At 42.2% G+C, this 12,389-nt stretch carries 7 protein-coding genes; all 7 read left to right on the top strand.

Annotated features, from left to right (window positions below):
* The first annotated feature begins 43 nt into the window (after nucleotides 1-43).
* The 7 genes from V7D18_RS00850 (at nucleotide 44) to V7D18_RS00880 (ending at nucleotide 12,156) form a co-directional block, all read left to right on the top strand.
* Nucleotides 44-2,311, top strand: a complete 2,268-nt coding sequence (locus tag V7D18_RS00850) for an ATP-dependent DNA helicase (RefSeq protein ID WP_426150513.1) — start codon at nucleotides 44-46, stop codon at nucleotides 2,309-2,311.
* Between the two features lie 63 nt (nucleotides 2,312-2,374).
* The gene (locus V7D18_RS00855; protein WP_426150515.1) at nucleotides 2,375-2,638 is read left to right on the top strand and encodes a DUF6870 family protein; all 264 of its coding nucleotides are present in this window, start codon (nucleotides 2,375-2,377) and stop codon (nucleotides 2,636-2,638) included.
* A gap of 170 nt (nucleotides 2,639-2,808) precedes the next feature.
* The gene (locus V7D18_RS00860; protein ID WP_426150517.1) at nucleotides 2,809-4,476 is read left to right on the top strand and encodes a recombinase family protein; all 1,668 of its coding nucleotides are present in this window, start codon (nucleotides 2,809-2,811) and stop codon (nucleotides 4,474-4,476) included.
* A 1-nt stretch (nucleotide 4,477) separates the two neighbouring features.
* Nucleotides 4,478-6,154, top strand: a complete 1,677-nt coding sequence (locus tag V7D18_RS00865; RefSeq protein WP_426150519.1) for a recombinase family protein — start codon at nucleotides 4,478-4,480, stop codon at nucleotides 6,152-6,154.
* Nucleotides 6,151-7,818 (top strand): recombinase family protein, encoded by a 1,668-nt coding sequence (locus tag V7D18_RS00870; RefSeq protein ID WP_426150521.1) that lies wholly within the window; start codon nucleotides 6,151-6,153, stop codon nucleotides 7,816-7,818. Before V7D18_RS00865 ends, V7D18_RS00870 begins: the two co-directional genes overlap by 4 nt.
* Nucleotides 7,819-8,208: 390 nt before the next feature.
* Nucleotides 8,209-10,272, top strand: a complete 2,064-nt coding sequence (locus V7D18_RS00875) for an AAA family ATPase (protein ID WP_426150523.1) — start codon at nucleotides 8,209-8,211, stop codon at nucleotides 10,270-10,272.
* A gap of 15 nt (nucleotides 10,273-10,287) precedes the next feature.
* Nucleotides 10,288-12,156 carry a UvrD-helicase domain-containing protein gene (locus V7D18_RS00880; RefSeq protein WP_426150524.1) on the top strand — a complete coding sequence of 623 codons (1,869 nt, stop codon included), beginning with the start codon at nucleotides 10,288-10,290 and terminating at the stop codon, nucleotides 12,154-12,156.
* Nucleotides 12,157-12,389: the final 233 nt, after the last annotated feature.

The following is a 12,389-nucleotide window of genomic DNA, read 5'->3' on the forward strand; positions in this document are numbered from 1 at the left end:
TTCTTGTATCGCTTCTTTAGGCAAGCAAAGGAGGCAAAAATTTATGAACGAACCTGTCTGCATGGCAGATATTCAAAACAGGCTTTATGAAGCAGGTCTGCTCCGCCCCGAAGAACGCATTGTGCTGTTGGACGGAAGCTGTGCGCTTTTGGAATATTACACGGGAAAAACCTATACCTACCGCATAGTAGAGCTGGAGAGCCTGCAAGCAAAACGGCTGTTTACCAAGCAAAAGCCGCTGAATGAAAGCGGCTGTCAAAGGGCGAAAGAAAAAATGCTTTCGCAGCTCTCATGCAAATCGTCCAAGAGCAGCATTTTCACGGCAAGTCCCAGAGAACGGGCGCAGAAGCTTTTAAACCATATTTTCAGAAGCATTTTACCCGCCCACGGCATGGATAACCGGGAAAATCAAATTGACCTTGCTTTGGAAATGCTTCAAGCCTTGCAGGAAAACCGGCTGGCGCTTTGCGAGGCCGAGGTGGGAACCGGAAAGACCCATGCGTACATATTGGCGGTCACGGTTTACAACCTGTTCAATGAAAACAAACTGCCCACCATCCTATCCACCTCAACCATAGCACTGCAAAAGGCACTGACGGAGGAATACATTCCGCAGATTTCCGAAATTCTGATGGAGCACCGCATTATCGACAAGCCCTTATCCTTCATAGTCCGCAAGGGAAAATCCCATTATGCCTGTGACAGCCGGGTAAAAGGGTATCGTTCCTCCATCGCCCACAATGACAGACGGGAGGATCAGGAGCTTTTATCTACCCTGACCAAGCTGTTTACAGGAGCCTGTCCCCTCGATCTGGACAATCTGCCCCTGACGGACTATGTGAAATCCTGCATTAACGTGGAACGCTGCCATTTAAACTGTGATTTATCCGCTGTCTGCCGCTACCGGGAGTTTACCCGCAAGGCGCAGACCCTCGGCTATGATTTTCAGATTTCCAACCACAATCTGGTGCTGGCAGATGTATTAAGCCGGAAGAACGGAAGAAAATCCCTGTTTCCGCCCCGTGGAGTAGTGATTTTTGACGAAGCCCACAAGCTTCTTGACGCCGCAAGGCAGATGTACGGCATGACACTGGAGCATGTGGAAATAGAGCGATTGGCTGCCAGCCTGTTTCGGGCAACCGGCGTGAACAACCCGGATAAAGAGGAAATCGTCCGGCTGTGCGAAACTCTGTTAGAGCAGAACAGCCTGCTCTTTGAAGCCTTAAAATACGCTTCGGGCAGGGGCTATGACAAGAACTGCTATACGGTACAAATTGATTTTAACTGCATACGAATTCTGAAAACACTGATGGCTGTCTTACGCAGGCTTTCGGTGCTTTTTTATACCACCTCAAGGGAAAAGCGGGAGCGTTATGACCGGCTGGTAAGCCGCATGGAACGGCTGGACAACAAGCTCTCTATCTTGTTCCATCATCCGCAGTCTATCCTCTGGCTGGAAATGACCGGGGGGGCGGCAAGCCGTATCTGCGCCCTGCCCAAGCAGCTGGATTATCTGCTGGCGGAGGATATTTGGAGTGAGGATATTCCCTATATTCTGACCTCCGGTACGCTTTCTGTTGGGGAAGATTTTACCCACTTTAAAAGGAACAACGGTATTGTGCTGACGGAAAACCGCCGCATCTTTGAAACCAGCAAGGCTTCTCCCTTTGACTATCAAAGCCACGCCCTGCTGTATCTTCCGCAGGATATACCTGTTCCGGTAAATGGGGACAGCGGCTATTTTGAAGCCATAGTAAGCCGCATTACCGAGCTGATCTATGCTGCCCACGGGCACACCATGATCCTGTTCACTTCTTACCGCATGATGGAGCAGGTCCATGACGAGCTTTCCAGAAAGGTCACAGAATTTCCGCTCTACCGTATGGGAAAGGGACGCCTTGACGCACTGGATGCTTTCCGAAACAGCGGAAACGGTGTGCTGTGCGCCAGTGACAGCGCAGGCGAAGGAATTGACCTGGCCGGGGATATTTTGTCCTCCCTCATTGTGGTGCGGCTGCCGTTCCCGGCACCCGACCCGGTGCTGGAATATGAAAAGACCCTGTACCCGGATTTTTATGCTTATCTAAATGAAGTGATTGTACCGGGAATGCTCATCAAGCTCCGTCAGTGGATCGGCCGGGGCATTCGCAGGGAAAGCGACACCTGTGTATTCTCCATTCTGGACAGCCGCGCAGGCCGCCGCTATAAAAATGATATTTTGGCGGCACTGCCCGATATGCCGGTGACTGACCGGCTTTCAGACGTTCGCTGTTTTATCCGGTCAAAGAAGGACAAAGCATACTTTGAATAGGACAATCGGCAGATTTCATATATTTCTATATGAGTGTCATTTTTATAGATGGGAGGGTAGGCCATGGGAAACTCTGATTTCTCCCGAATGGATTTTTCGGCATTGAAACAGGTGGATGTGCGAACGGTCAACCCGGATACGCTGGTTGACATTAACGATATAAAGGTCAATGTAAAGCTGCCTAAAGAAGAACGGATACTGGATTTTATTCGGCAAATAGGAAATCCATATTGCTACCGGTGCGGAAAGGTGGTTGTCAAAATCAGCTTTAACGATACCGACGCCACGCTGGAGGACAGAATGGAAAGTTTATTGAGGATGATGTGAGATGGATGATTTTTATGGGCGGAGCCTGACCATGTGGGTTCGGAAAAGCTGCTGTTTTGTCTGGACGCGCCCTGAGAAGGGTGCTATAATAAAAACGGACTAATATTAGCGAACGCCCATTGATTCAGTCAGGTTTTGCTTCTTGACTTTTTCAATCGGGAGGTTTCGTTATGCCGTTAAACAAGGAAACAACAATTTATAATGCTGCCGGATATTTGCGTCTGTCCAAAGAGGACGGCGATAAAACGGAAAGCGACAGCATTTCCAATCAAAGAGATTTAATAGCCAATTTTGTAAAGTCAACGCCTGAAATCCACCTCTGTTCGGAACGAATAGATGATGGATTTAGTGGCGTTGACTTTAATCGTCCTGCCTTCAATTTGATGATGGAGGACGTAAAAGCCGGACGGATCAACTGTATCATTGTCAAAGACCTGTCCCGTTTCGGCAGGAACTACATCGAGGCAGGTCGGTATATTGAGCGGATTTTTCCGTTTTTGGGTGTGCGCTTCATTGCCATCAACGACGGCTATGACAGCGCAAAGGAAAGAACACAGTCAGACGAAATCATTATTCCTTTTAAAAACCTCGTCAACGATGCGTATTGCAGGGACATTTCCGTTAAAATCAGGAGCCAGCTTGATATAAAGCGTAAAAAGGGCGAATTCATCGGCTCCTTTGCCGTATACGGTTATTTGAAGTCGGAAGAAAATAAAAATCAATTGGTCATTGACCCCTATGCTGCGAAGATTGTGCGGGATATTTTTGCTTGGAAGCTGGAGGGATTAAGCCAGCAAGGGATCGCCGACCGACTCAATGAAATCAGTGAGCCGTCCCCTATGGAATACAAGCGGTTATTGGGGCTGAATTTTGCTACCAGTTTTCAGGTAAAGCCCACGGCAAAATGGACTGCCGTGGCGATTGGGCGGATATTGAAAAACCCCATCTATGCAGGGCATCTTGTGCAGGGAAAGGAAAGCACCCCCAACTACAAAATCAAACAGCGGGTGCTGAAGCCGGAGGATAAATGGATTCGGGTGGAAAACACTCATGAGCCGATTATTTCGCAGGAGGTGTTTGATACGGTGAATCGTGTGCTTGCACAGGACACCCGTCTCGCACCGAACGAGGAAACGGTTTACCCATTCTCCGGCTTGATTTTCTGTGCAGACTGCAAGAGCGGCATGGTACGGAAGATCGTACCCGCAGGCGGTAAGCGTTACACCTATTATTATTGCTCAAAGAATAAGGCCGGGGACGGCTGCACCACCCACTGCATCAGTGAGCGGATACTGGAAAAGGCGGTCCTGCAAGCACTTCAAAATCATATCGCTTCGATTCTGGATATAGAGCAGATTATCTCGTCTATCGACACACTTCCCATGCAGCAGGAGGAAATCAGAAAGATTGATACTCAGCTTCTGATGAAGCAGGAGGAAATCGAAAAGTATAAAGACCTCAAAGTGTCTATTTATGAGGACTTGAAAAGCGGTGTGATTGATGCAGAGGAATACAGGGAGTTCAAGGGCATCTACGGAAAAAAGTGTGTGGAAGCACAGCAAGCCGCCGAACGGCTGGAACAGGATAGAAATACGATTCTTGCGGGAAAAGGGGCAAACAGTATTTGGGTGGAAGCCTTCAAAAAGAACCGGAATATCACCGAGCTGTCCCGAAAGGTCATGGTTTCCCTGATTGAGTGGATTCATGTCTATACCGGCAACCGGGTGGAAATCCGGTTCCGGTATCAATATGAATATGAACGGACTCTGCTCTTTGCTGAAAACGCCAAAAAACTGATTGCAGAACCCTCTCTGATTGCAAGACAGGGGGTGATGTAGAATGGCGAGAACCAGCAGAAAAGCGATAGAAGCTCCCGTCCTGACCGTTTTAGAGCCATCATGGAACACCTGTATCTATGGGCGGCTGTCTTTTGAAGATGACCGGAAAAAGGAAAGCGATTCCATCGGCAATCAGATTGCCATGCTGGAACGCTATATCGGGGAAAGACCCTGCTTAAAGCTCATATCTATTTATAAGGACATCAATCAGACGGGGACGAACTTTGAGCGCCCCGGCTTTCAGGAGATGATGGAAGCTGTTAAACAAGGGAAAATCAACTGCATTGTAGTCAAAGACCTTTCCCGTTTCGGCAGAAACTACATTGAAACCGGAACTTATCTTGAAAAAATACTGCCGTTTTTTCATGTGCGCTTTATCTCCGTGAACGACGGTTATGACAGCCTGAACCCTAACAATAAGGATGAAGGCTATGTTGTCCCGCTGAAAAACCTGATTCATGATGTGTATGCCAGAGATATATCGCAGAAGATAAAATCAGGGCTTGCGGTCATGAGAAGCAGAGGAGAATTTACCGGGTGTATTGCGGCCTACGGCTACTTGAAAGCAGAGGGCGGCAAGCTGGTGATTGATGAGGAAACCGCACCCGTTGTCCGAAATATTTTTAAGTGGGCAAGGGACGGCATGGGAGATATGCGCATTGCGCAGAGGCTGAACGAATTGGGTATTCCCTCCCCAAGCCGGTATCGCTATACAAAGGGTATTTTAAAAAGTGAGCGATATGCCGACATGCGGTATTGGTATAAGAGCGCCGTCCGCAGGATTTTGGTCAATCCGGTTTACCTTGGACACATGGTTCAGGGCAAAACCAAATCCGACCTATGGGGCATTGGCGGCTGTGTGAATATGCCGCAGGAGCAGTGGGTGGAAATCAAGCATACTCATGAACCGCTGGTTGATGAAGAAACCTTTCTGGCAGTGCGGCAAATGAAACGGGAACGGGAATCCATTGTAGAGAATATAAGGATACCGCAAGAGTCAGGCGTTCTGCAAGGGCTGGTTTTCTGCGGCGACTGCAAGCGGAGTATGAAACGCCGCAAGATGCCCAAAGCAGACGGTAAGGCATTCTATTACTTCACCTGTGCTACCTATGAGGATATTTCCAAACACGATTGTACCAAAAAGCGGATGGATGAACCGGAGCTGTTAGACGTTCTCTATACGGTTATCCGTAAGCAGATTGACCTTGCCGTGGACACAGAACGGTTGGTATCGAAACTGAATGCGAGGAAAAGCTTCAGCCAGCGCCAAAATGCCCTTGACGCCGAGATCACCGAAACGGAAAAAAAGCTGTCCAGACTGTCCATGCTCAGAAGTTCTTTATATGAGGACTATCGGGCAAAGCTCCTTGACGAAGCAGAATATCTCTTTACAAAATCCAAGTATGAGGAAGATGCAGATGTTTTGCGGAGCCGCTTTGATGAACTGTCCCTGCAAAAGTACAGGCAGGACACCATGCTGACCCCTCAGAATCCATGGCTCACAGCTTTGAAGAAATGGCGAAAGAACAAAACTATAACGAGAGAAATGGCTGCCGAATTGATAGAACGGGTGGAAGTATTCAGCGATAAAACCGTATCCGTCTGCTTTCGGTACAGGGATGAATTTGAAAGCCTGTTTCGATATATCGAGGCAGAGGCCGAGGAGGGTATAGTATGAGCAAAAATCTCCTTGCCCGATATATCCGTTTATCCCAAGAGGACCAAAACGAAGGTGAAAGCAACAGCATTACGAACCAGCGGGAGCTTCTTATAAATTTTGTAGAAAACTCTCCTGAACTCTCACAATATGAAGCAGTCGAGTTTTGCGACGACGGTTACAGCGGTACAAATTTTGACCGCCCGGGTGTGAAAGCCCTGCTGGAAGAAGTGCGTGCGGGAAACATATGCTGTATCCTTGTGAAAGACCTTTCCCGTTTCGGCAGGAACTATATTGATATTGGAGATTATCTGGAACAGATATTTCCCTTTTTGGGGGTTCGTTTTATCTCGGTAAACGACCGCTTTGACAGCAACGATTTTGACGGCACGACTGGCGGACTTGATATTGGTTTCCGCAATCTGATCTATGCCTTGTATAGCAAAGACCTATCGCAGAAGGTGCGAAGTGCAAAAAAAAACCGCATGGAAAAAGGTGAGTTTATCGGCAGTCATGCCCCTTACGGTTATGCGAAATCATCGGAAAACCGCAAAAAGCTGGTGATTGACGAAACAGCCGCCGCCATAGTCCGGCGTATCTTTTCCATGGCGGACGAGGGAAAAAACGCAGTCCAGATTGCAGCCGCCTTAAATTTGGAGAATATCCCGACTCCGTATGCCTATAAGCGTCTTATGGGCTGTGACCGCAAATACAACGTGGCCGGGGATCGGAACTACTGGCATAATACGACCGTCCTGACCATTATCCGCGATGAACGCTACACGGGGAAAATGGTAAACGGGAAAAACCGTACCCCTAGTGTTGGGAGTAAGCATGGCAAACGGGTTCCGAAAGATCAGTGGATTATCGTCCCGAATACCCATGAAGCGATTATTCCGGAAGAACTATTTACATCGGTTCAGAATCTTTTTTCCGCTCCTCAAAGGATTAGAAGACACATCGAGGTCAGGCCTCTGCTGGGCAAAGTCAAATGCGGGGTTTGTCGGCACGCTATGAGAAGAAGCAACAGCACTCCGGCGAGGGCATATTATTATTGTGAAAGCCATCAGTATGTAGCTGACAGCAACTGCCCGAGGGACAGAATTTCCGAAAGCAGCCTGATACAGACCGTTTTATCCGTGATACATACACAGATAGCGGTCATGCTTGATATGGAACAGATTTTTGACAAAGTGAAAACGCAAAGCCAGAATGACATAACTGCTTTGACAGAGCAGATCAGGCAGTTTCAAGCCGGACTCTCCAAGCTGGGGGCATCCAAAATTAAGGCATATGAAAAATACAAGGAAGGTACTTTGGACAGGGACAGCTATATAAGCTTAAAGGCGGATATTAGCAAGCAGATTACGGAAACAGATGCCCAAATCGCAGAACTTGAAATAGCATTGCAAAGCAGTTATCAGGAAAACGGGCAGCCGTGTTCCATCATTGAGAGCTTCAAACGACATGAAGGGTTTACGGAGCTTTCAAAAGAAATGGTAGATGAACTAATCGACAGTATTTATGTCTACGGAAGTGAAGCGATTGAAATTGTATGGAACAATATGGATGAGTATATGAGGCTTGCTCAGTATGTTGAAAAAGGAGAGTGCGCAAATATTGGATCCACTGGTCCACAAGGAAATTCAGGGCTCATAGGACCGACAAATCCAACGACCACATAGATTTATGCTCAGAGCTGAAAAGCCTTTGTTTATAAGGTTTCACGTAACAACAAAATAAAACATATAACTGAATAACCACACCAAACGCTGTTCGAAAGGTCCACAAGCCTAAGGATGGCGTTTTTAATCCTCTTTATTGGAGAAACAATATAACTGCCAATGGAAATACCCTACATCTAACAGAACAATTCTATTCCATCTAAAGGAATAGGATTTTGTTACAAGAAGTTTTTCATATGACATTAGAGACTTTTAAATAGCTTTTAAACGATTATCCGTAAATATTACGAAAAAGACACTTTCAATCAATGGAAAATATGGTAAAAAAGTATTATAATGTAAGAAATAAATGCGTATGTACAAAACTTTTGTCTTTGATGGAGGAAAATTATGAAGCTTGCTAAACTTAAATTATATAACTATCGTTCATTTGGAGAATCTGAGCAAATTATAAATTTTGATGAATTAACTGCATTGATAGGAAATAACAGTTCAGGAAAAACTGCTGCACTTAATGCATTAAATACTATTTTTTCAGAAAACTCAGGTGATCGAAATTTGGAGCGGAGTGATTTTTTCCTTCCTAAAGATAAGGCACCTGAAGATCTTGAAGAACAAAGCTTATATGTAGAAGCAGTCTTTTATTTTAGTGAACTCCAAAAAGAAAAAGAACCTGCTACATACGCAATACCAACTTTTTTTGATAGTTTTGTTGTAGATGCACCTGGACATGTACCCTATTTACGTATTCGTTTGGAGGCAACTTGGGAAAAAAGTAGTAATATTGAAGGCTCTATTGAAAGTAAAGTTTATTATATTACTTGTCCAGAAACAGAAGAAATAAGAGACGAAAATAAAAGGATTGCAAGTAGGCATGATATAAATAGAATCCGAATGATTTATGTACCAGCGGTTCGTGATCCATCAAAGCAGTTAAAAAATGCATCAGGAAGTATGATGTATCAAATAATGAATAGCATTAACTGGAAAGATTCTACCAAAGAAAGTATTAAAGGAATAATTCAAGATTTAAATGATGAATTTTTAAAAGAAAGTGGAGTCTCTATACTAAAAAATGCTGTCCACGACGAATGGGAAGAATACCATTCGGATAGTAGATATTCGAATGCACAACTTAGATTTAATTCTACCAATATAGAATCTGCAATTAAAAAGGCGGAAGTTCTTTTTTCTCCAACTGTTACGGAACGAGAATATTCTATTGATGAAATGGGTGATGGATTAAGATCATTATTTTATATTTCAATGGTCGACAGTATGTTAGATGTTGAAAATAAAATAAGAGATGAAATAGAAAATGGTAAAGAACTATCCTTTAGCAAAACGCCTCCCATTTTAACTATTGTTGCTGTTGAAGAGCCGGAAAATCATATTGCACCACATCTTTTAGGAAAACTTATTGGAAAGTTAAGAGATATTTCTAAAAAATGTAATGCCCAAACACTTCTAACATCTCATTCTCCTGCAATTGTTAAAAGAATATCACCTGAAGAATTACGATATTTTAGATTGATACCAGACACACTGTCAACAGAAATACGCCATATAACCTTACCTGATAAGGAAAAGCTATCAGATCAATATAAATATGTAAAGGAAGCCGTAAAAGCATACCCTGAGATTTACTTTGCAAAATTGGTTATACTTGGCGAGGGTGATAGTGAAGAAATTTTGCTTCCAAAGTTCTTAGAAACAAATGGTAATGGGGTTGATAGTTCCGGTATTTCGATTGTCCCTTTAGGTGGTAGACATGTAAATCATTTTTGGCGTCTTCTTAATGATTTGAAGATACCGCATATAACATTGCTTGATTTGGATAGAGAACGCGATGGAGGCGGTTGGGGACGTATAAAATATGTATTAAAACAATTGATCGAGAATGGATATAACAAAGAAGAACTTCTAAAAGTAGAAGGCGGAGTTTTAACAAATGAAGAATTGGATGAAATGAATACTTGGGATGTTAACCTTGTTGAAGATATGAATTCATGGATTAAATTTTTGGAAAATTACAATATTTTCTTTTCCTCTCCACTTGATATTGATTTTCTCATGCTTGAAAATTTTGAGGAAGAATACAAAGCTATTCTTTCAAAAAAAGAAGGTCCTCGTATTAGAAAAAAAGATGAAGAGGATGAAAATATAACTGTAATGATTCAAGATATAGAAATTGAACTATCAATATCGCCTGAATATCAAGAGAGAATAACGTGCGATGTTAAAAATACGCTTAAAGAATGTGGTGGGAAGGGAGTAACTTATTCTGACCAACAGAAAAGGTTAATGGTTTGGTATAATTATTTCTTCTTAAATCGCGGTAAACCTAGTACGCATATTTCTGTACTTTCGCAACTTGATGATTCTGATTTATTATGGAATATTCCAAGTGTCATTAGTAGGTTGATAGATACAGCAAAAAAGTTTTTGAGTTAATATAGGAGGTTCTATATGCAGAAAAGAATCCTGCCTTTACAATGGACACCGAGTGGTGGAATAACATTGGAAGAAAACGCAACAACATCTGTAAAAACTGGAAAAAATGTATTGGTTGTTGCAGGTCCAGGTGCTGGAAAGACCGAATTACTCGCACAAAAAACAGGATATTTATTTCAAACAAATACCTGTGTATACCCAAAAAAGGTACTTGCTATCAGTTTTAAAACTGATGCTGCCGCAAACTTAAAAGAGAGGATAGAAAGCAGATTTGGAAAAGAATACGCTATCAGATTTTCTTCTCTCACTTATGATGCTTTCGCAAAGAAAATCCTGGATCAATTTAGAAATGCTTTACCAGAAGAACTTTGTCCTAACAAGGATTATATCATAGGAGATAAGAAATTCATTGATGCAGCATTCAAGAAATCTGGTTATTTGAACACCAGCGGTCTAACACCTAGTAGATTGGCAGTATATTACGAAAGTGTCATTTCAGCAGCCTCTTTACCATTAAGCGGAGATTCTATCGGTAGTAATGTATGGAGATTACTAATTAAGGGATTTGATGATAATCCTTCGTGCTTAACTTTTAAAATGATAAGTATGTTGGCAATATATATTTTTTCAACGAATCAATATATATTAAAAGGCTTACAGTCAACGTATTCTCATGTATTTTTAGATGAATTTCAGGATACAACCAGTTTGCAATATGATTTAGTAAAAATATGTTTTCAAAACTCTAATTCAAAGATTACCGCTGTGGGGGATAATAAACAACGAATCATGGTGTGGGCTGGGGCGAGGAAAACTATCTTTGAAGATTTTCAGCAGGATTTTAACGCTATGAAGATTCCGTTATTGATGAATCATAGGTCTGCGCCACGTCTAGTTGATTTACAGAAATTAATGTACACCTCTTTACAAGTAGATCTTGTTGATTTACAAACATCAACAAAATGGAAAAAGAATGATGGTGATATAAAACTGTATATTTCAGAAAATGAAGATCTGGAAGCAAAATATTTGGTTGCAGATATAACCGAGAAAGTATCTAATGGGATTTCCCTAAAAGATATTTGCATTTTAGTTAAACAATTACCTGAAAACTATACAGATAATCTTTTAGCTGTGCTCGCCTCACATAATATCAAAGCAAGAATTGAAACAGACTATCAAGATTTGCTAAAGGAATTTATTGTTATACTCGTTTTAAATACATTGAAAGTGTCAATCAATCGACGTTCGCCTACCGAATGGGAATATGTTAATAATGCGATGGAAGAGCTTAAAGGTTTAGAACCAACTGAAAGGCCTGATGCATACTATCAAGAGCATACTAATTTAGTAAATCTTCTGAATATAACATTTGAAAAACTAGTCTTAGATATTACGGATACTGACTTTCAGGAAGTAATAAACAATATTGTTCAATTTTTTGACATTGAGAAAATTAAAGCGTTATATCCAGCATATGCACAAGGAAATTTTTTTGAGTCTACTGTTAATAAAATGATAGATTTATTATGGAAAGAGTTTAAAGAATGCAATGATTGGAATTTGTCTATTGAGAATTTTCAAGGATTATATTCTATACCAATTATGACCATACATAAAAGTAAAGGGCTTGAATATACAGCAGTTTACTTTGTGGGGCTTGAAGATGGTGCCTTTTGGAGCTTTAGAAATCAACCTGAAGAAGATAGATGTGCTTTTTTTGTGGCACTTTCAAGGGCAAAAGAATATTTGTCTTTTTCATTTTGTGCACATCGTCACAAATTAAGGAATCCAAACCAAAAACATACAGATATAAATGAATTTTTTGAGCTATTAAAATTACCAGGCATAGCTACTGTTATTAACTGTGATTCCATTTTTTGATTTAGCACGAAAGGAGTTGGTGAATAGTAGAATATTTAGCATGGAAAGAACTGGGAATTACAAATGCACTGGAAGCCTATTTTATTTCATCGGAAAGCTGTGTAGTTAACATGGTCTTAACAAAACGATTCATTTCAAATTTAATCTATTCAAAATGACATATTAACAAATATTTTTTAGTCCTGTCTTGACACCGGCAGGAGCTACGGGTCCAACGGGTCCGACAGGAGACA

The sequence above is a fragment of the Lacrimispora sp. 38-1 genome (assembly GCF_049890855.1).
In the GTDB taxonomy this organism is placed as follows: domain Bacteria; phylum Bacillota; class Clostridia; order Lachnospirales; family Lachnospiraceae; genus Lacrimispora.

What these genes read in the sequence shown, in the direction of transcription:
- V7D18_RS00850 (WP_426150513.1), top strand. Translation starts at nt 44, where the DNA reads ATGAACGAACCTGTCTGCATGGCAGATATTCAAAACAGGCTTTATGAA.
- V7D18_RS00855 (WP_426150515.1), top strand. Translation starts at nt 2,375, where the DNA reads ATGGGAAACTCTGATTTCTCCCGAATGGATTTTTCGGCATTGAAACAG.
- V7D18_RS00860 (WP_426150517.1), top strand. Translation starts at nt 2,809, where the DNA reads ATGCCGTTAAACAAGGAAACAACAATTTATAATGCTGCCGGATATTTG.
- V7D18_RS00865 (WP_426150519.1), top strand. Translation starts at nt 4,478, where the DNA reads ATGGCGAGAACCAGCAGAAAAGCGATAGAAGCTCCCGTCCTGACCGTT.
- V7D18_RS00870 (WP_426150521.1), top strand. Translation starts at nt 6,151, where the DNA reads ATGAGCAAAAATCTCCTTGCCCGATATATCCGTTTATCCCAAGAGGAC.
- V7D18_RS00875 (WP_426150523.1), top strand. Translation starts at nt 8,209, where the DNA reads ATGAAGCTTGCTAAACTTAAATTATATAACTATCGTTCATTTGGAGAA.
- V7D18_RS00880 (WP_426150524.1), top strand. Translation starts at nt 10,288, where the DNA reads ATGCAGAAAAGAATCCTGCCTTTACAATGGACACCGAGTGGTGGAATA.